The following is a 21,195-nucleotide window of genomic DNA, read 5'->3' as shown; positions in this document are numbered from 1 at the left end:
GTCCGAGCCGCCCGCCGCGCGCCCGCGCGGCGGGTGACGGGCCGCTAGCGGCCCGGCCACCGATAAATTCCTGTCCGTTTTCCTCAAGTCCCGGGTGTTTCCGCCGATACGCACGGTAATGCGATACACGCTGTAGGAAGGACACCCGTTGTGCTGATAGCTCTAGGTTTTCTGATCGTCGCGATTTCCGTGTTCGGTGGCTTCTCCCTGGCCGGCGGACATCTGGGGCCGCTCTATCAGCCCACCGAGATCCTGATGATCGTCGGCTCGGCCGTGGGGGCCTTCGTGGCCGCCAACAATGGCAAGGCGATCAAATCCACTCTGCGTTCCGCCAGTCGTCTGAAGCGCACCAAGCGCTACGACAAGGACATGTACATGGAACTCATGGCGCTGCAGTACAAACTGCTTACCAAGATGCGTCGCGAGGGGGTGCTGGGGGTGGAAAAGGACATCGAGAATCCCGGCGAAAGCGTGTTGTTCACCGAGCACCCGCGCATTGCCAGCGACCCGCTGATCATGGGCTTCCTGACCGACTATCTGCGCCTGATGATCAGCGGCAGTGTCGACCCGCTCGAGCTGGATGAGCTGATGACCCACGAGATCGAGGCCTACGAACACGAGGCGCACATTCCCGCCGACGCCCTGCTCAAGGTGGGCGATGCCTTGCCCGCCTTTGGCATCGTGGCGGCGGTGCTGGGGGTGGTGAAGGCGCTTGCCTCCGCGGATTCCGGTGCCGACGAAATGGGCATGATGATCGCCCACGCGCTGGTGGGCACCTTCATGGGCATTCTGCTTGCCTACGGCTTCGTCAATCCGGTGGCCAGCCGCATCGACCGCCAGGTGGCGGAAGGCGTGAAAATGCTGCAGTGCGTGCGCGTCACCCTGCTCGCCAACCTGAACGGTTACGCGCCGCAGTTGGCGGTGGAGTTCGGGCGCAAGGCGCTGCACAGCGCCGAACGGCCTTCCTTCGATGAACTCGAGGAGCATGTGCGTTCAGCGCGCTCCGGCGGGGGCGGCCAGGCATGAGCAACAGCCAGCGCGCCATCGTCATCCGGCGCCCGCGGCGTAACCAGCCGGTTCATCATGGCGGCGCGTGGAAAATCGCCCTGGCGGATTTCATGACCGCCTTGATGGCGTTGTTCCTGGTGCTGTGGATTCTTTCCACCGCCTCGCCGGCGGAGTTGCAGGGGCTGGCGGAATACTTTCGCACGCCTCTGAAGGTGGCGCTCACCGATGGCGACCGCGATTCCTCCAGCACCAGCGCGATTCCCGGCGGCGGACCCGACCCGGTTCATTCCGACGGCGAGCAAGCGCGCATCGATCTGCGCCGGCAAAGTCGCCCGGCTCAGGAAAGGCAGCGCTTCATCGACCTGCGTCGGCGCATGGAAAACGTTATCCAGAGCGATCCCAACCTGCGCGACATGCGCCAGCAGATGCGCTTCGAGATGACCCCGGACGGCCTGCGTGTGCAGCTTATGGACACCCAGGAAAAGCCCATGTTCGAGCTCGGCAGTGACCGGTTGTCCGAGGCCATGCGCCGGGTACTGCGTTCCCTGGCGCCGATTCTCAACGACGTGCCCAACCGGCTCAGCATCAGCGGCCATACCGACAGCCTGCGTTACGCCGGTGGCGGCACCGGCTACAGCAACTGGGAGCTTTCCGCGGACCGGGCCAATGCATCGCGCCGGGCACTGGTGGCGGCCGGCCTGGACCCGGACAAATTGCTGCGCGTCACCGGCATGGGGGATCGCGTGCCGGTGCCGGGCAGCAACCCCGGCGACCCGGTCAACCGCCGCATCACCCTGGAGGTGCTTACCGATCAGGCGGCGCGACGTCTGAGCGCGGCGAGTCGCCCGGACAGCCTGGGCACCCCCACACAACCGGTTGTGGAGTGATCATGGATATCACCGATTTCTACGACACCTTTTTCGAGGAAGCGGACGAACTGCTGGCGGAGATGGAGTCCCATCTTCTCGAGCTGGACGTGGACAACCCGGATCAGGAACGGCTCAACGCCATCTTTCGCGCCGCCCACTCGATCAAGGGTGGTGCCGGTACCTTCGGGTTCGAAGCGCTGCAGCGCACCACCCACATGCTGGAGAACCTGCTCGACTACACCCGGCGCGGGGAACTGGCCCTGCGCCGTGACATCGTCGATACCTTTCTGGAAGCCAAAGACATGTTGAACGACCAACTGGAAGCCTATCGTCAGGGCGGCGAGCCGGACCCGGAGGCCCTGGAGCGGATCTGCGAAACCCTGCGGCGGCTGGCCCTGGAGGAAATCGGCGAGGAGGCGGACGTGGAAACCGCGCCCACCACCACGTCCAAGGCGCCGGAACCGAAAGCCGCGCCGGTGGCGTCCGCCAGCGGAGGACGTTTCGAGGTGGCCTTGTTGGAGGTGGAAGACAAGGACCGGGATCTGCTGATCGAGGAGCTGGGGCAGCTTGGTGACATCGAGACCCGCGACGGTGACGCGGAGCGCTATCGGGTGATCCTGTCGTCGTCCCTGAGCGCGGACGACATCGAGGCGGTGATGTGCTTCATCGCGGAGCCCGAGCAGTTGGAGATTAAGGCGCTTGACGTGGCCCCCGCCGAACCTGCCCACGCTGCGCAACCCGCCGCCGCCGAAGCCGCTTCCGCCACGGCCACGGCGAGCCCGGAGCCCGGCGAGGCCAAGGCCGGCGGCGACAGACCGCCGGCGCCCGCCGAAAAGGCACCGGCCAAGACCGCCAAGGGCGGTGAATCCACTTCCATTCGCGTGCCGGTCACCAAGGTGGATCAGATCATTAATCTGGTGGGCGAGTTGATCATCACCCAGTCCATGCTCAATCAGGTCGCCGAGGACTCCGAGACCCTGGACGATGGCGCCCTGGTCAACGGTCTCAACCTCCTGCAACGCACCGCCCGGGATCTGCAGGAAGCGGTGATGTCGGTGCGCATGGTGCCCATGGACTATGTGTTCAGCCGGTTCCCGCGTTTGGTGCGCGACCTGGCCGGAAAGCTTGGCAAGGATGTGGAGCTGGTCACCGAGGGTAAATCCACCGAACTGGACAAAGGTCTCACCGAACGGATCATCGACCCGCTCACCCACCTGGTGCGCAACAGCCTGGACCATGGCATCGAAACCCCGGAACGCCGCGAGGCCGCCGGTAAGCCGCGCACCGGCAAGCTTACCCTGTCCGCCCAGCACCAGGGCGGCAATATTCTCATCGAGGTGATTGATGACGGCGCCGGCCTGAACCGCGAGAAGCTGCTCGCCAAGGCGCGCAGCAACGGGCTGCCGGTGTCCGATTCGATGAGCGACGATGAAGTCTGGCAACTGATCTTCGCGCCGGGGTTTTCCACCGCCGAGGAGGTCAGCGACGTATCCGGACGTGGCGTCGGCATGGATGTGGTCAAGCGCAATATCCAGGCCATGGGCGGCCATGTGGAAATCCTGTCACAGCCGGGACAGGGCACCACCACCCGTATCGTGCTGCCTCTGACCCTGGCGATCCTGGACGGTATGTCGGTCCGGGTTGGCACGGAGACCTTCATCCTGCCGGTGAGCGCGGTGGTGGAGTCCCTGCAGCCCGCCGCCGGTGACCTCTATGCCATGGCCGGCGACGACACCCTGCTCAAGGTTCGCGAGGACTATTTGCCGGTGGTGGCGGTGCACCAGGCCATGGACGTGGCCGGCGCCATCGACGAGCCGACCCGCGCCATCGCCGTTATCGTGCAAGGGGAGGGGCGCCGTTACGCGCTGCTGGTGGATGAACTGGTGGGCCAGCAGCAGGTGGTGGTCAAGAACCTGGAGACCAATTACCGAAAGGTGCCTGGCGTGTCCGCCGCGACCATTCTCGGCGATGGCCGCGTGGCGTTGATTCTGGACGTGGCCGACCTGCACCGGCTTAGTCAAAGCAAGAAGGAAAACCGTATTTTCGGGAATCGCTCCCAACCTTTGCAAAAAGAGGTAGAACCGTCATGAGCAACGCCACCGCTTTGGAACACACCGTCGCCGCGGAAGCCGGCAGCCAGGAATTCCTGGTGTTTTCCCTGGGCGACGAAGAGTACGCCATCGACATCCTCAAGGTTCAGGAAATCCGTGGCTACGACAATGTCACGCGCATCGCCAATGCGCCGGAATTCATCAAGGGCGTGGCCAATCTGCGTGGCGTGATCGTGCCAATCGTCGATCTGCGCATCAAATTCCGCCTTGCCAAGGCGGACTATGACGACCAGACCGTGGTGATCGTGGTGAACATCGCCGACCGCGTGGTGGGTATCGTGGTCGACCGGGTCTCCGACGTCATGACGCTGACCGCCGAGCAGCGCAAGCCGGCGCCGGAGTTCGGTGTCAATCTGCCGCTGGATTACATCCACGGTCTGGGCAACCTGGACGAGCGCATGCTGGTGCTGGTGGATATCGAGAAATTGCTGACCAGCGAGGAGATGGCGCTGGTGGAAGAGGCCAGCGAGTAAAGCCCCGGCGCATGAACGACAACCACGAGAAAAGGAGCCCTGATGCGTGACAATCAGCCGGTGACACAACGAGAGTATCAGCTTGAATCCGAGGACTTCCTGATCTCTCGCACCAATCTGCGCGGACGCATCACCTACGCCAATCCGGCTTTCGTCACGGTCAGTGGCTTCGATAAGGACGAGCTGGTGGGCGCGCCGCACAATATCGTGCGCCATCCGGACATGCCGGAAGCCGCCTTCGAGAACCTTTGGGAGTGCATCAAGGCCGGCGACATCTGGATCGGCCTGGTCAAGAACCGCCGCAAAAACGGGGATCATTATTGGGTGCGTGCCCATGTGACGCCGATCACCGAGGACGGTGAGATCGTCGGCTTCGTGTCGGTGCGCCTGAAGGCGGACCGCCCCTCCATCGAAGCCGCAGAACGTGATTACACGGCGATTCGCGAGGGCCGGGGCCGGCATCTCTATCTGCACAAGGGGGAGGTGCGCCGTCGCGGCCCGTTGGCCGCCCTGCGGCGTTGGAATCCGCATTCGGTGAGCAGCCGCATGGGCTTCCTGTTCATCGCCGCCGCCGCTTTGGTGCTGGCCACCGCCGGCGTCGGGCTGCGCGGTCTCGGCGACGGCGAAGCGGTAGCGCGCGCCTGGCTGATCGCCCTGGTCTGTGGCGGCCTACCATTGTTGGCGCTGGGCTTTCGCCTGGTAACTCGCTCGGTGCTGGCGCCGGTGCTGACGGCGGGCCGCTTCACGCTGCAGATCGCCGCCGGCAATCTGGCGGCGCGCCCGCCGGAGCGCATGGGCGGTGAGTTGGGCATGCTGGTCATGGGCCTGAAGCTGATGCGTCGAAGTCTTGGCAGCATCGTCGGCCATATGCACCGGGGCATGGCCGTGGTGGCGCCGGCGGCCCACGACATCGCCCAGGGCAACGAGGACCTTTCCTCCCGCTCCGAGCAGCAGGCCAGTTCCCTGCAGCAGACCGCCGCCAGCATGGAGCAGATGACCGCCACCGTCAGCCAGAACGCGGACAGTGCCCGCCAGGCCAGCGAGCTGGCGTCCGACGCCTCCAGGGCGGTGTCCGAGAGCGGTCGGGTAATGGGTCAGGTGGTCGAGACCATGGGGCGTATTACCACCAGCTCCGAGCGCATGGCGGTGATCATCGGCACCATCGACGGTATTGCCTTCCAGACCAATATTCTCGCTCTCAACGCTTCGGTGGAGGCGGCCCGCGCCGGTGAGCACGGCAAGGGATTCGCGGTGGTGGCCGAGGAAGTGCGCAACCTGGCGGGTCGCTCCGCCGAGGCGGCCCGGGAGATCCGTGAGTTGATCGATGGTTCCGGTCGCGAAATTGAAAGCGGCGCCGGCCTGGTACGGCGGGCGGAGAGCGCCGTCGAATCGGTGGTGGCTTCGGTGACCCGGGTCAACGACATCATGGATGATATCCGCGCCGCCTCCGAGGAACAGAACACCGGCATCAACCAGATCAACCAGGCGGTGGCGCGGATGGACGCGGTGACCCGGCAGAACGCCGACCGGGTTCAGGCTTCCGCCACCGCCTCCGCCTCCCTGGAACGGCAGGTGAGGACCCTGACCCATTCCATGGGCGTGTTCCGCCTGCACGGTGGCCCGGAGACGGCGCCGCGCACCGCTACCGGGCGCCGCGTCGCGGTCGCCCATGAGGAGCCCACCCATCTTGAGCGATAACGCTGAACGTCAAAGTACCGAAGCCGTGGTTACCCCGGACCGGGATCTGGTGTTCCGCGACGCCGACTTTGACCGCATCCGGGCGTTGATTTACCGGCGCGCCGGAATCGTACTCGCCGGGCACAAAAGGGACATGGTCTACAGCCGGGTGGGGCGGCGGGTGCGCCAGCAGGGTCTGACCCGCTTCCAGGACTATCTGACCCGGCTGGAGCAGGACCCCGGCGGCGCCGAGTGGGAAGCCTTCACCAATACGCTGACCACCAATCTCACCGCCTTCTTCCGTGAGGCCCACCACTTCCCGTTGCTCGCCGACCACCTGCGTGGTCGTACCGGGCCGGTGCGGGTATGGAGCGCCGGCGCCTCCACCGGCGAGGAACCCTATTCCATCGTCATGGCGTTGCTGGAAACCCTGGGCGACCGCGCCGACATCGAGGTGCTGGCCACCGACATCGATACCGATGCCCTGGACCGGGCCCGCCTGGGGGTGTACCCACTGGCCCAGGTCAACAAGCTCGAGGAAAGCCGCCGCCGGCGCTTTTTCCAACGCGGCAGCGGCCGGCGCGCCGGCTTTGCCCGGGTGCGCCCGGAGGTGGCGGCCCGTGTGCGTTTCGAGCCTCTCAATCTGGTCGCCCCGGGCTGGCGGGTGACGCCGCCGTTCGATGCCATCTTCTGCCGCAATGTGATGATCTACTTCGACCGTGACACTCAGGCTCGCATCCTGGAGCGCTTCGCGCCGCTCCTGAAAACGGATGGCCTGCTGTTCGCCGGCCATTCCGAGAGTTTTTCCTATATCAGCGACCGCTTCCGGTTGCGCGGCCAGACCGTTTACACGCCGGTGCGTTAAGGCTCCCTGGGGCAGGCCCTAAAGAACCTGGCGACGCCGCCGATAACCACAGCATGGAAGACGCTCGCCACGTGCCGGCGTCCGTAGCAGGGGGGACTGATCTTGGGCGGGAAAAAAATAACGGTGCTGTGCGTCGATGATTCGGCGCTGATCCGTGACCTGATGACCGAAATCATCAACGACCAGGATGACATGGAAGTGGTGGCGGTGGCCCCGGACCCGTTGGTGGCCCGGGACCTGATCAAGCGTCACGACCCGGATGTGCTGACCCTGGACGTGGAAATGCCGCGCATGGACGGTCTGGATTTTCTGGAACGGCTGATGCGGCTGCGGCCGATGCCGGTGCTGATGGTGTCCTCGCTGACCCAGGCCGGTTCGGAAGTGACGTTGCGGGCGCTGGAACTGGGCGCGGTGGATTTCGTGCAGAAGCCGGCGCTGGGCATTCGCACCGGCATGCTGGAGTACGCCAATTGCATCGCCGACAAGATACGCGCCGCCGCGCAGTCGCGGCCCCGCCGTTTACAGACGGCGCCCGCCGCGGCGGCACCGCAACTGAAGCCGGTAATGGTATCCAGTGAAAAACTGGTGATTCTGGGGGCGTCCACCGGCGGCCCGGAAGCGATTCGTCAGGTGCTGGAGCCGTTGCCGCCGAACTCGCCGGCGATCCTGATCGCTCAGCATATGCCCGGCGGCTTCACGCGCTCCTTCGCGCAGCGCCTGGACCGGTTGTGCCGGGTGTCGGTGAAGGAGGCCGAGGATGGCGAGCGGGTGCTGCCCGGTCATGTCTACGTGGCGCCGGGGGATCACCACCTGAAGCTGGTTCGCAGCGGCGCCAATTACGTGGTGCGCCTGGACGACGGGCCACCGGTGAACCGGCATCGGCCATCGGTGGACGTGCTGTTTGAATCGGCGGCCCGGCAGGCCGGCGGTAACGCCATCGGCATCCTGCTTACAGGCATGGGCAAGGATGGCGCCGAAGGGTTGCTGACCATGCGCCGCGCCGGCGCCCACACCCTGGCGCAGGACCAGGACAGCTCGCTGGTGTTCGGCATGCCCCGCGAGGCGATTGCCCGGGACGGCGCCACCGAGGTGCTGCCCCTGGATCAGATGGCGCCGCGCCTGATGGCGCTGGTGGCCGCTTCCGGCCGCGCCCAACGGGTGTGAACAACGACGAGAATCCCTGACAGAGGAAACCCTGGTTATGCTTAATCTCCCTCGTAACCTGAAGATCAATACAGCGGTGGCCGGCGCGCTGGTGGTATGCGCCCTGCTGATCGCTCTGTTGTTCGGCCTGCGCCTGCTTAACAACCGCATGGCCGACGATGCCATCGGCACCCTCAACCAGGTCAACGTTGAGCAGCTTAATCAGGTGAGTCGCGCCACCACGCTACTCAACCAGGCGCGCATCGAAATGGATCTGGCCGCCGATTACCTGGACATGGGAATGCGCATGATCGCGGCCGATCAGGTGCAGAACGTGGGCGGCTTGCTGGACCGTGCCGAAGGGCGTTTCAAACGTTTCAGTGAAACCGAGACCACCGAGGCCGGGCGCGAGCTCGCCGTGGAACTGAGCACCGCCTTCGGCAAGGTAATGGAGCTTACCCGTCAGCAACTCGACACCCTCAAGGATGGCTCGCTTAGTGATTATCGCGCGCTGCGCCAGCAGTTGCTGGGGCCGGGCACCAACCTCAACAAGCGCCTCACCGACTTCACCCACTACGCCGATCAGCGCGGCAGCGAGGTGATGGACGGTTACCACCAGGAATCCACGTTGTTTTCGCGCATTGCCCTGGGCGCGGTGATCAGTGCCGCGCTGGTGATGCTGTTCATCTACCTGGGTCTGCGTCGTATCGTCGTTCAGCCCCTGGAGAAAGCGGTCGATACCCTGCAGCGGATCGCCCGGGCCGACCTGTCCGAGCGCATCCCGGTGTATGGCCGTAACGAGGTTGGCAAGCTGTTCGCCGCGATGCGAGACATGCAGGACAGCCTTGGCGGCATCGTTACCGACGTACGCGCCAGCAGCGGCTCGATCCTGGTCGGCAGCTCCGAGATCGCGCGGGGCAACATCGATTTGTCCTCGCGTACCGAACAGCAGGCCGCCTCCCTGGAGGAGACCGCCACCAGCATGGAAGAGCTCACCGCCACGGTGAAGCAAAACGCGGACAACGCGCGCCAGGCCAGTAGTCTGGCCAACGACGCTTCCGGCACCGCGTCCCGGGGCGGTGACGTGATGGATCAGGTTACCGTCAAGATGCAGGGCATCAATGAAAGCTCCCGCAAGGTGGCGGAGATCACCGGGATGATCGACTCGATCGCCTTCCAGACCAACATTCTGGCGCTCAACGCCTCCGTGGAGGCGGCCCGTGCCGGTGAGCAGGGCCGGGGCTTCGCGGTGGTGGCGGGGGAAGTACGCAATCTGGCCGGCAACAGCGCCGACGCCGCCCGCGAGATCAAGCAACTGATCGAACGTTCCGCGGTGGAGGTGCAGGAAGGCTCCGCGCTGGTGGAGCAGGCCGGTGAAACCATGAAGGAAGTGGTGGCCGCGGTGAAGCGTGTCACCGACATCATGGACGAGATCTCCGCCGCCTCCCAGGAACAAAGCGGCGGCATCGAACAGGTCAGCCAGGCGGTCAGCCAGATGGACGAAGCCACCCAGCAGAACGCCTCGCTGGTGGAACAGGCCGGTGCCGCGGCGGCATCCCTGGAAGAGCAGGCCAAGCGTCTGGAGCGGGCGGTGGCGATCTTTCGCCTGGCCGACGCCACCGGCCCGGAAGCGGCGCCGATGATGGTGTCCCTTGCCGATGATGACAACGACCGCCCACCGGTGGTCGCTGAACCCGGCGCGGCGCTGGAACCCGAAGAGCAGGCATGGGCGCCGACGGTGGACGATGAAGAGCAGGCCGGGCCCCGCCGCGATGCCCGCGCCGAGCCCCGCCCGGTGCGTGAGACGTCGCGCCGGGAGGCGGTCACCACCGAGGACGATTGGGAAGAATTCTGAACCTTAACGCGCCGGGCCACCGCCCGGCGCCGCGACGCAGTGAGAGGAAATGATGGACAAGGGCATGAGTATTCTGGTGGTGGACGACTTCCCCACCATGCGGCGCATCGTTCGCAGCCTGCTCAAGGAACTGGGCTTCACCAACGTGGAGGAAGCCGAGGACGGCCAGGAAGCCTTGACCAAGCTGAAAGCCGGTGGGTTCGACTTCGTGGTGTCGGATTGGAACATGCCCAACCTGGATGGTCTGGAAATGCTCAAGCAGATCCGTGCCGATGACGCGATGAAATCCCTGCCGGTGTTGATGGTCACCGCCGAGGCCAAGAAGGACAACATCGTCGCCGCCGCCCAGGCCGGTGCCAATGGCTACATCGTCAAGCCGTTCACCGCCGTGACCCTGGAAGAGAAGCTCAACAAGATTTTCGAGAAGCTGGGCAAATAACGCCCGGTCTTCGCGATAGGAGAAGCGACTATGAGTGGTGACGCGCGGCCGACGAACGAGCAGACGCATAATGACGATCTGGTGCAGCGGATCGGCCAATTGACCCGCATGCTACGCGACAGCATGCGAGAGCTGGGGCTGGACAAGGAAGTGGAGAAAGCCGCCGAGGCGATCCCGGATGCCCGCGCGCGGCTCAATTATGTAGCCTCGATGACCGAGCAGGCCGCCAACAGGGCTCTCAATGCCGTGGATCGCGCTCAGCCGCTCCAGGACGAGATGGAAAGCCGTGCCCAGGCGCTGGATGAAAAGTGGGGCGCCTGGTTCGAGAACCCGATCGAGCTGGATGACGCCCGCGAACTGGTCACCGAAACCCGCCGCTACCTGGGCGCGGTGCCGGCCATGGCCCGGGATACCAACAAGGAGTTGTTGGAGATCATGATGGCCCAGGATTTCCAGGACCTGACCGGCCAGGTGATCAAGAAAATGATGGAGGTGATTCAGGAGGTCGAGCGTCAGCTGCTGCAGGTTCTTCTGGAGAGTGTTCCGGAAGGCGAGGAGCGGGAAGCCATGCGCCAGCGCATGGACAACAGCTCCGCCGAGGTAGCCCGCCAGCGCGAGGAAGCCGGTTTGATGAACGGCCCGCAAATCAAGCCCGAGGGCGAGGATGTGGTCAGCAGCCAGGATCAGGTCGACGATCTGCTCGACGAACTGGGTTTCTAGCGACCGCGCTTCCCAGGAATAGCCGCCGATAGCGGTCGCTTATCGGCGGTTTGCTGTTCGCCGGCCTGGCCGACAATGCTCCGCGAGAGCAATAGCGCGCGGACGTCGCCATCATGGCCGATCAGACCGAAGACCAGGAAAAAACCGAAGAGGCCACGCCCCGAAGGCGCGAGAAAGCCCGCGAAGAGGGGCAGGTGGCCCGTTCCCGGGAGCTCACCACGGTACTGCTGCTGTTCGCCGGGGTGGGCGGCCTGTGGGCACTGGGGCCGGCCCTGTTTGGCCGGGTCGGTCTGGTCATGGAGCAGTCCTTCCTGTTCGACCGCCAGCAGGCGTTCGACGCCACCGTGATGCTGACCCACGCCGGCGACCTGGGGGCACGGGCTTTGTTCGGCCTGTTGCCCCTTTTCCTTTTGCTGGCGGTGACCGCCCTGATCGCCCCCAATCTGCTCGGCGGTTTCCTGATCTCGGCCAAGTCCCTTAAGCCGCAACCCGGCAAGCTCAACCCGGTCAAGGGTTTGAAACGCCTGTTCTCATCACAGGCCCTGGCGGAACTGGCCAAGGCGATCGCCAAATCGGTGCTGGTGGGGGTGGTGGCGGTGAGTTTCATGATTGCCCACCGGGGCGAATTCATGTCGCTCATGGATCAGCCCCTGCGGCAGGCCCTGGCGGACGCCCTGCGCCTGGCCGCCATGGCCTGTGGCCTGATGGTGCTGTCGCTGATCGTGGTGATCCTGATAGACGTGCCCTACCAGCTCTGGAGCCACGCCAAGAAGCTGCGCATGAGCAAGGAAGAGATCAAGCGCGAGCACAAGGAGAGCGAGGGCGATCCCCAGCTCAAGGCCCGCATTCGTGGCCAGCAGCAGGCCATGGCCCGCAACCGCATGATGACCAAGGTGCCGGACGCCGATGTCATCGTCACCAACCCCACCCACTATGCGGTGGCGCTGAAATACGAGGAGCGGAGCATGAACGCGCCCCGTGTCGTGGCCAAGGGCGCCGACGCGGTGGCGGCGCGCATCCGTGAGCTGGGTGTCGAGCACCGGGTGCCGCTACTGGAAGCGCCGCCGCTGGCGCGTTCCCTGTACCGTCACGTGGACCTGGACCGGGAAATTCCCGGTCCGCTCTATACCGCCGTGGCGGAAGTGCTGGTGTGGGCGTTCCGCCTGAAGCGGGCCCGGGAAGAGGGCACCGAGACTCCGGTTACCCCCAGCGGCCTGACCGTACCGCCGGAGCTGGAGGTGGCGCCATGAAAGCGCTGAGCCCTTATCTGGGACCGATGCGCGGCCTGGCCGGCGCCGACGGCAAGCTGCTGGCCGGCCCGCTGTTGATCCTGCTGATCATGGCGATGCTGATCCTGCCGTTGCCACCGTTCGCCCTGGATCTGTTCTTTACCTTCAATATCGCGCTGTCGCTGATGGTGCTGCTGGTCAGCATGTTCACCCTGCGCGCCCTGGATTTCTCCGCCTTCCCGGCGGTGCTGCTGTTCACCACCCTGCTGCGCCTGGCGCTCAACGTGGCCTCCACCCGGGTGGTGTTGATGGAAGGCCACGAAGGCGGCGCCGCCGCCGGCAAGGTGATCGAGGCGTTCGGCCAGTTCCTGGTGGGCGGCAACTTCGCCGTCGGTCTGGTGGTGTTCCTGATCCTGGTGGTGATCAATTTCATGGTGATCACCAAGGGCGCCGGCCGTATCGCCGAGGTAGGCGCGCGCTTCATGCTCGACGCCATGCCCGGCAAGCAGATGGCCATCGACGCCGACCTCAACGCCGGCCTGATCGGCGAGGAGGAGGCCAAGCAGCGGCGCGCCGAGGTGTCCCAGGAGGCGGACTTCTATGGCTCCATGGACGGCGCCAGCAAGTTCGTGCGTGGCGATGCCGTGGCCGGCCTGGTGATCATGGCGGTGAACATCATCGGCGGGCTGATTATCGGCATGGTCCAGCACGACCTGTCGTTCGCCGACGCCGGCCGTACCTATACCCTGCTCACCATCGGCGATGGCCTGGTGGCGCAGATCCCGGCACTGGTGATCTCCACCGCCGCCGGCGTCACCGTGTCCCGGGTCAACACCGAGCAGGACGTGGGCCAGCAGATGATCGAGCAACTGCTGGTCAATCCCAAGGTGTTGATCCTGTCCGCCGGTGTCATGGGCCTGCTGGGCCTGGTGCCGGGCATGCCCAACTTCGTGTTCCTGCTGTTCACCGCCGGGCTGGCCGGCGCCGCCTGGTATCTGAGCCGGCGCAACGACCAGCGCCTGGTGGAAGAACGGATCCAGGCCGAGCCGCCGCCCCAGCCGGAGGCGCCGGAGGCGAGCTGGGACGACGTCCAGTTGATCGACACCCTGGGCCTGGAAGTGGGGCACCGCCTGATCCCCATGGTCGATTACCGCCAGCAGGGGGAATTGCTCGGTCGCATCAAGAGCGTGCGCAAGAAATTCGCCCAGGAGGTGGGGTTCCTGCCGCCGGTGGTGCACATTCGCGACAACCTGGAACTGGGCGCCAACACCTATGTGATCACGCTCAAGGGGGCCGAAGTAGGGCGTGGCGAGGCCTATCCGGGCAAGTGGCTGGCCATCGATCCGGGCCAGGTGTCCGGCGAGGTCAATGGCACCGCCACCCGCGACCCGGCCTTTGGCTTGCCGGCGGTGTGGATCGAGGAAAAACAACGGGAGCAGGCCCAGGTGTATGGCTACACGGTGGTTGACGCCAGCACCGTGGTGGCTACCCATCTTAATCACCTGCTGCACGGCCACTCCGCCGAAATGCTCGGCCGCCAGGAAGTGCAGCAACTGCTCGACAAGCTCGGCGACGCCAACAAGGGGCTGGTGGAGGATGTGGTGCCCAAGGTGGTCTCGCTCACCACCCTGCAGCGCATTTTGCAGAACCTGCTCGACGAGGATGTCTCGATTCGCGATCTGCGCACCATCCTCGACACCCTGGCGGAGCACGCGGCGGAAGGTGCCGGGGCCCATGATCTTACCGCCCTGGTGCGGGTGGCCCTGGGCCGGGCCATCACCCACCGGTATTTCCCTGGCCAGGAGGAGTTGCGCGTGATCGGCCTGGACAACCAGCTCGAACAGGTGCTCAACCAGGCCCTCAATGGCGGTGGCGCCCTGGAGCCCGGCCTGGCGGACACGCTCATGAATCAGGCCGCCGTCGCCCTGGAGCGTCAGGAAGCCGCCGGCGATCCTCCGGTGCTGGTGGTGCCCCACAATCTGCGGCCATTGCTGGCCCACTTCCTGCGCCGTCGTCTGCGTCACCTGGCGGTGATGTCCCAGGCGGAGATCCCCGACGACCGGGGGGTGCGCGTGACCCAACTGATCGGCGGACCGTCCTGAGGGAGCCTGCATGAGCGTACAGAGATTCACCGGCGCCAATAACCGCGAGGCCATGGGCCGGGTGCGGGCCGCCCTCGGCGACGATGCCCTGATCCTGGCCAACCGCAGCACCCCGGAAGGGGTGGAGATCCTGGCGGTGTTGGAGGAAGACGCGGGCCCGGCCCCGCCGCGCCGACCGGCGGCGCCCCGATCGTCCGCCGGCGCGCCCGCCGGCGACGCCGGTCCCGACGAACAACTGCTGCGCGAGGTGCGCGAACTACGCGCCAGGCTGGACGCCGGCGGCGAGCAGGAGGCGCCGGCGCGCCGGGCGTTGCGCCGCCGCCTGGCGGCGCTCGGCTTCAGCGCCGCCCTGAGTGACGATCTGTTGGCCGGCTGGCCGGAGGAAGCCGGCGTCGCCGGCATCGAGCCCTGGCTGCGCCGGCAACTGCAGCGCCGTCTCTTGATCGGAGACCGTCTGGAACGGGCCGGCACCCTGGTTCTGCTGGGCCCGGCCGGGGTTGGCAAAACCAGCATCGCCCTGAAGCTGGCCGCCCGCGCCGGCGCCACCCGCGCGCGGCTGTGGATGGAAACACCGCCGCCGCCCATCCTGGCGCGCCGGGCGGAGCATTTAGGCCTGACCTGCCAGGTTCTGGAACACGGTCAGTCTCCCGCCGTGGATGACGCCACCCTCTGCCTGATCGATACCCGTGGCCTGGGCTTGCGTGATCCAGACCAGGGCGCGCTGCTGCACCGGTTGGGGCCGAATGCGCGCCCGCTCCTGGTGTTGGCGGTCGGCACCGCTCTGGAAACTCTGGAAGAAACCCTGGCGGTGCACCGGGGCCTGGCCCGTGCCGCCGGTCTGCGGCTGGACGATATCGTCGTTACCGGGCGGGACGACGCCGCTCGCCTGGGGCCGTTGCTGGATCTGGTGATACGCCACGGCTTGCGCCTGCATTACGTGAGCGGTGGCCAGCGCATTCCCGAGGACCTGACCCCGGCCCGCGCCGACGCGTTGCTTGACGACCTGCTGGCGACGCCGGACGGCGATGGAGAAGACCGGTTACCGGCGGTGGGCGACCGCCGCTGGGCGGCCCGGCTGCTGGATCAGAGCCGGGCCCTGGACGCCGCCAGCCGTCTGCTGCGAGAAGGCGTGCCGGCGTTCCGCGAATTGCTCGAGGCGGCCCCCGGTGGCGGCCTGGCCACCGCCGGCCCGGACGCCATCGTGCAGGGTGCCGAGGACGCCCGGGTACGCCTTGCCCTGGACCCCGGCGGCCTGCCCCTGGGCCCGGTGAGCGACCATGGCGATGGCGCCCGGTTATTGCCGTCGCTGCCCGACGCGGCCCTGTGGCATCGCCTGGACAACCGCCCCTGGTTGGCCACCGCGCGGGGCAATAGCCGTGTCTGGCATCGTGGTGAACGGCGCGCTTTGGAAGAAAGCCAGGCTCAGGCCATGGCCTGGGACAGCCGCTTGCTGCGCCACCGGGGCCGCGCCGTGCAGGCGCGCCTGCGCCGTCTGGAGGTGGCGGCGCCGGTGGCCGGCGGCGGTGGGGCGCCGCTCAGCGCCCGGCTTGGCGCCTGGTTCGCCAGCCTGCATGACCTGGATACCGGCGCCGAATTGGGCCGCCGCTACTGGCTGGCGCCCGGCGACCAGGACCGTGAACGCACCCTTTCGTTGCTGGTGGCGTCGCTCAGCGCCGAGGGGCTGGTGTCCCTGGAGCGGCGCGCCCGCCTGGCGTTGCAGCGGGAAGGGTTGGCCGCCCCGGGCGGTGCCGCCGGGCTGCTGGCGTCCCTGGCCCTGCGCCTGGACCTGGACGACGGCGACTGGGCCCTGGACGCCCGTGGTCAGTTACTGGCCCTGCTCGGCGGGCCGCGCCGGCGTAAGCCGGAGACCCTGCTCGATGCCCTGCTGGCCCTGCTGCGCGCCCGCCACAGCCTGCGCGATCTGGGCCACGATCTGGGGTTGGAGCCCTCAGCGTGAGGAAAGCCCTCGGCGCCGCTTTGCTGTTGCTGGCCGGGCTGGCACCGGCGGCGCCGGGAAGCTGGACCGCCAGCGCGCCGGCGGTGCGCGTGGCCGGCCCGGACCGGGATTACCTCAGCCGGCCGCTGACACCGCCACCGTTGGCCGCCGGGGCCACTCCGACCCAGGTGAGCTGGCGCTATCGGCTGCCCATCGGGCCGGCGCCGCGGGCCTGGCTGTGCCAGGGGCGGCATTGTCTGGCCCTGGATCAACCCCGGGGGCGCGCCCCGGTGCCCGCCGACTGGCGCGGTGACCGGCCACTGCGGTTCCGGTTCCGGCTCGCCGAAGGCGCCCGGCAGCCGCTGCGGGTGCGCGATCTGCGCCTGACGCTGGCTTACCAGGCGCGCGCCGGTATGGATCGATCCGACAAATAAGCCCGCCCAACGGGCGTTATTCCCCGCTTCCAAAGCCCGCCATATCCCAATAATGAAAGCAGTCACCGGCGCCCCTTGCGGAGAACTTCATGTACACGGCACAGGGTAAAATCGATCACCAGGCGCTGCTGGAACAGCATCTTCCGGCGGTGCGACGCCAGGCGCTGGCCCTGCAGGTCAAGCTGCCCGCCGGTATCGACCTGGACGATCTTATCCAGGCCGGTACCGTCGGTTTGCTGGACGCCCTGCGTCGTTTCGACCCCCACGCCGGTGCCAGCTTTTCCACCTTCGCCAGCCAGCGCATTCGTGGCGCCATGATCGACGAACTGCGCACCCGTGACTGGTTGCCGCGCAGCGTGCGTCGTAATGCCCGCAACCTGGACCAATGCGTGCACCGTCTGGAGCAGCGTCTCGGGCGCCCGCCGGAGGAACGCGAAATCGCTGCCGAGATGGGCATGGAGCTGGCCGACTACCAGCAACTGCTCACCGACACCAATAACGGCTACCTGCTGCCCTATGAGGAAATGGTGGAAGAGCGGGGTGAGCCGGAAGCCGGCAGCGGCGCGCCGCCGTCGCCGTTCGCCGCCCTGGTGGACGGCCGGCAACGCGAGTGCCTGACCGCCGCCATCGAGGCCCTGCCGGAGCGCGAGAAGCTGCTGGTGGCGTTGTACTACCAGGAGGAGCTTAACCTCAAGGAAATCGGCGCCGTGCTCGGTGTTACCGAATCCCGGGTCTGTCAGCTGCACAGCCAGGCGGTCAGTCGCCTGCGCGCCCGGCTCGCCGAATCTGGTTGAGGTGGGGCGTCCGGCATCCCCCCTCCTACAAGATTTCCCGGCCCGGTTGTACAATGCGCGCCGACGCAGACCGAGGATTCTATGAACCCCAGCGACGAGATTCACCAGCGGCGCACTTTCGCCATCATTTCCCACCCGGACGCCGGTAAGACCACCATTACCGAGAAGTTGCTGCTGTACGGCAACCAGATTCGCATGGCCGGCACCGTCAAGGGCAAGAAGAGCGGCGTGCACGCCACCTCCGACTGGATGGAGATGGAGAAGGAACGGGGCATCTCGGTGACCACCTCGGTGATGCAGTTCCCCTACCGGGACGCCACCGTGAACCTGCTCGATACTCCCGGCCACGCCGACTTTTCCGAGGACACCTACCGCACCCTGACGGCGGTGGATTCGGCGCTGATGGTGATCGATGCCGCCAAGGGCGTGGAGGAACGGACCGTCAAGCTGATGGAGGTGTGCCGGCTGCGCGACACGCCGATCCTCACTTTCATCAACAAGCTGGACCGGGACGTGCGCGATCCCATCGAGGTGCTTGATGAAATCGAGGACGTGCTCAAGATCGAGTGCGCGCCGGTAACCTGGCCGATCGGCATGGGCAAGAGCTTCAAGGGTGTCTACAACCTGTTACGCGATACCACCGTGCTGTACAAGACCGGCCAGGGCCACACCGTGCAGGAAGTGCGCGAGGTGAAGGGGCTGGACAACCCGGAGCTGGACCAGGCGGTGGGCGCCGACTATGCCCAGGAACTGCGTGACACCCTGGAGCTGGTGCAGGGCGCCAGCCACGAATTCAACCTTGAGCGGTTCCTGGCCGGCCAGTTGACGCCGGTGTTTTTCGGCACCGCCCTGGGTAACTTCGGCGTCGATCATATGCTCGACGGCCTGGTGGACTGGGCGCCGCCGCCCCAGCCCCGCGACGGCGGCGCCCGCCAGGTGCAACCCGACGAAGGCAAAATGACCGGCTTCGTGTTCAAGATCCAGGCCAACATGGACCCGCGCCACCGGGATCGCATCGCCTTCCTTCGCATTTGCTCCGGCAAGTACCAGAAGGGCATCAAGCTCAAGCAGTGCCGCACCGGCAAGGATGTGCGCATCGCCGATGCCCTGACCTTCCTGGCCGGGGAGCGCGACAACGTGGAGGAAGCCTACGCCGGCGACATCATCGGCCTGCACAACCACGGCACCATCCAGATCGGCGACACCTTCACCGAAGGCGAGGAGCTGCGCTTCACCGGCATCCCGCACTTCGCGCCGGAGTTGTTCCAGCGGGTGGTGCTCAATGATCCGCTCAAGAGCAAGCAACTGCACAAGGGTCTCACCCAGCTGGCGGAGGAAGGCGCTACCCAGGTGTTCTTCCCACTGCGCAACAACGACGTGATTCTGGGCGCCGTGGGCACCCTGCAGTTCGATGTGGTGGCCGCCCGCCTGAAGGCGGAGTATGGCGTGGACTGTCGCTACGAGGCGGTCAACGTGAGTACCGCCCGCTGGACCGAGGCGGACAGCGACCGCGAGCTGGAAGCCTTCGAGCGCAAGGCCTACGAGCACCTGGCCCGGGACGGCGCAGGCCACCTCACCTATCTGGCGCCGACCCGCGTCAACCTGCAGCTTGCCCAGGAACGCCACCCGGAAATCCGCTTCCGGGAAACCCGCGAGATCTGAGGCGCAAGCGCGAGCAACACGCTTGCACGCATACACGCTTGCACGCTACCCCCTCATCCTGAGCGGTGGGGTGTGTTTCCTGCCGTTCAGGAAACACACCGAACCTTCCAGCTCCGGGTTTAGCGTGCAAGCGTGTATGCGCGCAAGCATGTTGCATGCCCGCGTGCTGTGCTAGACTCGCCGCCCTCTTTTGCACCGACCCCGATTTCGATATGTTCATGGCGTCCAATCCGCCCTAGCGTTCCCGCCCCCCGGCCACTCTGAGTGGCTATCGTCGGCCGTCCTTCCGTGACGGCGTATCCCGGCCGCCCGGCCGTCATTTTTGTTGTTTATGGTTTGCCGCGTCGGCGTGGCCGTCGTCGTGTTCCGTGCTGTTAAAAGGATTCCGTTTTGCTGCCGTTGAAAGAAAACTGGTTTTCCAATCTCCGTGGTGATGTGCTCTCCGGTATCGTGGTGGCGCTGGCCCTGATTCCGGAGGCGATCGCCTTCTCGATCATCGCCGAGGTGGACCCCAAGGTGGGGTTGTACGCCTCGTTCTGCATCGCCGTGGTCACCGCCTTCGCCGGTGGCCGGCCGGGAATGATCTCCGCCGCCACCGGCGCCATGGCGTTGCTCATGGTGACCCTGGTGCGCGAGCACGGCCTGCAGTATCTGCTCGCCGCCACCATCCTCACCGGGGTGCTGCAGATCATTTTCGGCCTCTTCAAGCTGGCCACGGTGATGCGCTTCGTGTCGCGCTCGGTGGTCACCGGCTTCGTCAACGCCCTGGCGATTCTGATCTTCATGGCCCAGATACCGGAGCTGATCGGCGTCACCTGGCACGTCTATGCCATGACCGCCGCCGGCCTGGGCATCATCTATCTGTTCCCGCTGCTGACCCGGGCGGTGCCGTCGCCGCTGGTGTGCATTCTGGTGCTCACCGCCGTGGCGGTGTACTTCGGCCTGGAGATGCCCACGGTGGGTGACAAGGGCGAGTTGCCCAGCAGCCTGCCGGTGTTCCTGCTGCCGGATATTCCCCTGTCCCTGGAGACCCTGCGCATCATCTTCCCGGTGTCGCTGACGATGGCGGTGGTGGGGCTGCTGGAGTCGATGATGACCGCCACCATCGTCGACGACATCACCGACACGGACAGCGACAAGCACCGCGAATGCCGGGGCCAGGGCATGGCCAACATCGCCTCCGGCTTCCTGGGCGGCATGGCCGGCTGCGCGATGATCGGTCAGTCGGTGATCAACATGAAATCCGGCGGTCGCACCCGGCTGTCCACGTTGATCGCCGGGGTGGTGCTGCTGGTGCTGGTGGTGTTCCTGGGCGACTGGGTGTCGCGGATTCCCATGGCCGCCCTGGTGGCGGTGATGATCATGGTGTCCATCGGCACTTTCAGTTGGGAGTCGATCCTTAACCTGCGTCGCCACCCGCCGAGCAGCAGCGTGGTGATGCTGGTCACCGTGGCGGTGACCGTGTTCACCCACAACCTGGCCATCGGGGTGGGCATCGGCGTGCTGCTCAGCGCTTTGTTCTACGCCAACAAGGTGGGCCGGGTGTTCTATGTGTCCAGCGAGGCGGACGACGCCGGTTACCAGCGCCATTACCAGGTGGTGGGGCAGGTGTTCTTCACCTCGGCGGACCGTTTCCTGGCGGCGTTCGACTATAAGGAAGGGCTGGAAAAAGTCACCATCGACGTACACCGGGCCCGCTTCTGGGACATCACCGCCATCGGCGCCCTGGACAAGGCGGTGATCAAGTTCCGCCGCGAAGGCACCGAGGTGGAAGTGATCGGCCTGGACGAGGCCAGCGCCACTCTGGTGGATAAGTACGCCGTCCACGACAAGCCCGACGCCGTGGAAAAAATGATGGGCGGCCACTGAGCCACCCCC

Annotated in this window: 17 protein-coding genes; all 17 read left to right on the top strand. The window is 66.1% G+C overall.

Annotation, left to right across the window (positions count from 1 at the left end; all coding sequences use genetic code 11):
- Nucleotides 1-150: 150 nt before the first annotated feature.
- On the top strand, nucleotides 151-1,026 hold the full coding sequence (gene motA, locus JF515_RS14285) for a flagellar motor stator protein MotA (protein ID WP_203105134.1): 876 nt from the start codon (nucleotides 151-153) through the stop codon (nucleotides 1,024-1,026).
- The gene (gene motB, locus JF515_RS14280; protein ID WP_203105133.1) at nucleotides 1,023-1,895 is read left to right on the top strand and encodes a flagellar motor protein MotB; all 873 of its coding nucleotides are present in this window, start codon (nucleotides 1,023-1,025) and stop codon (nucleotides 1,893-1,895) included. The genes motA and motB overlap by 4 nt, the downstream gene beginning before the upstream one ends.
- A 2-nt stretch (nucleotides 1,896-1,897) precedes the next feature.
- A complete protein-coding gene (gene cheA / locus JF515_RS14275) occupies nucleotides 1,898-3,967 on the top strand; it encodes a chemotaxis protein CheA (protein ID WP_203105132.1) in 2,070 nt (689 codons plus the stop codon).
- Nucleotides 3,964-4,461 carry a chemotaxis protein CheW gene (locus tag JF515_RS14270; protein ID WP_203105131.1) on the top strand — a complete coding sequence of 166 codons (498 nt, stop codon included), beginning with the start codon at nucleotides 3,964-3,966 and terminating at the stop codon, nucleotides 4,459-4,461. Before cheA ends, JF515_RS14270 begins: the two co-directional genes overlap by 4 nt.
- Before the next feature lie 42 nt (nucleotides 4,462-4,503).
- The gene (locus JF515_RS14265) at nucleotides 4,504-6,159 is read left to right on the top strand and encodes a methyl-accepting chemotaxis protein (protein ID WP_203105130.1); all 1,656 of its coding nucleotides are present in this window, start codon (nucleotides 4,504-4,506) and stop codon (nucleotides 6,157-6,159) included.
- Nucleotides 6,149-7,003: a CheR family methyltransferase gene (locus tag JF515_RS14260; RefSeq protein WP_238401085.1), complete on the top strand. Its 855-nt coding sequence runs from the start codon at nucleotides 6,149-6,151 to the stop codon at nucleotides 7,001-7,003. Before JF515_RS14265 ends, JF515_RS14260 begins: the two co-directional genes overlap by 11 nt.
- Nucleotides 7,004-7,165: 162 nt before the next feature.
- Nucleotides 7,166-8,167 carry a protein-glutamate methylesterase/protein-glutamine glutaminase gene (locus JF515_RS14255; protein ID WP_238401106.1) on the top strand — a complete coding sequence of 334 codons (1,002 nt, stop codon included), beginning with the start codon at nucleotides 7,166-7,168 and terminating at the stop codon, nucleotides 8,165-8,167.
- 37 nt (nucleotides 8,168-8,204) lie between these two features.
- Nucleotides 8,205-10,001, top strand: a complete 1,797-nt coding sequence (locus tag JF515_RS19640; RefSeq protein ID WP_203105127.1) for a methyl-accepting chemotaxis protein — start codon at nucleotides 8,205-8,207, stop codon at nucleotides 9,999-10,001.
- 49 nt (nucleotides 10,002-10,050) lie between these two features.
- A complete protein-coding gene (cheY, locus tag JF515_RS14245) occupies nucleotides 10,051-10,440 on the top strand; it encodes a chemotaxis response regulator CheY (RefSeq protein ID WP_203105126.1) in 390 nt (129 codons plus the stop codon).
- Nucleotides 10,441-10,470: 30 nt separating this feature from the next.
- Nucleotides 10,471-11,160 carry a protein phosphatase CheZ gene (gene cheZ, locus JF515_RS14240; RefSeq protein WP_203105125.1) on the top strand — a complete coding sequence of 230 codons (690 nt, stop codon included), beginning with the start codon at nucleotides 10,471-10,473 and terminating at the stop codon, nucleotides 11,158-11,160.
- 113 nt (nucleotides 11,161-11,273) lie between these two features.
- The gene (flhB, locus tag JF515_RS14235; RefSeq protein ID WP_203105124.1) at nucleotides 11,274-12,410 is read left to right on the top strand and encodes a flagellar biosynthesis protein FlhB; all 1,137 of its coding nucleotides are present in this window, start codon (nucleotides 11,274-11,276) and stop codon (nucleotides 12,408-12,410) included.
- Entirely contained in the window at nucleotides 12,407-14,491 is a 2,085-nt protein-coding gene (gene flhA / locus JF515_RS14230) for a flagellar biosynthesis protein FlhA (RefSeq protein WP_203105123.1), read from the top strand. Before flhB ends, flhA begins: the two co-directional genes overlap by 4 nt.
- Before the next feature lie 10 nt (nucleotides 14,492-14,501).
- On the top strand, nucleotides 14,502-16,448 hold the full coding sequence (locus JF515_RS14225) for a hypothetical protein (protein ID WP_203105122.1): 1,947 nt from the start codon (nucleotides 14,502-14,504) through the stop codon (nucleotides 16,446-16,448).
- Complete coding sequence (locus JF515_RS14220; protein WP_203105121.1) at nucleotides 16,445-16,861, top strand: flagellar protein FlhE; 417 nt, start codon at nucleotides 16,445-16,447, stop codon at nucleotides 16,859-16,861. The genes JF515_RS14225 and JF515_RS14220 overlap by 4 nt, the downstream gene beginning before the upstream one ends.
- A gap of 89 nt (nucleotides 16,862-16,950) precedes the next feature.
- Nucleotides 16,951-17,655, top strand: a complete 705-nt coding sequence (locus tag JF515_RS14215) for an RNA polymerase sigma factor FliA (protein ID WP_203105120.1) — start codon at nucleotides 16,951-16,953, stop codon at nucleotides 17,653-17,655.
- Nucleotides 17,656-17,736: 81 nt separating this feature from the next.
- Nucleotides 17,737-19,317, top strand: coding sequence for a peptide chain release factor 3 (prfC, locus tag JF515_RS14210; RefSeq protein WP_203105119.1), 1,581 nt, complete (start codon nucleotides 17,737-17,739; stop codon nucleotides 19,315-19,317).
- Between the two features lie 390 nt (nucleotides 19,318-19,707).
- A complete protein-coding gene (locus JF515_RS14205) occupies nucleotides 19,708-21,186 on the top strand; it encodes a SulP family inorganic anion transporter (protein ID WP_203105118.1) in 1,479 nt (492 codons plus the stop codon).
- Nucleotides 21,187-21,195 lie beyond the last annotated feature (9 nt).

It is taken from the genome of Alloalcanivorax marinus, from assembly GCF_016785095.1.
Taxonomy (GTDB): Bacteria; Pseudomonadota; Gammaproteobacteria; order Pseudomonadales; family Alcanivoracaceae; genus Alloalcanivorax; species Alloalcanivorax marinus_A.
The sequence above is the reverse complement of the archived record's forward strand: the minus strand, read 5'-3'. Positions and strand labels throughout refer to the sequence as shown.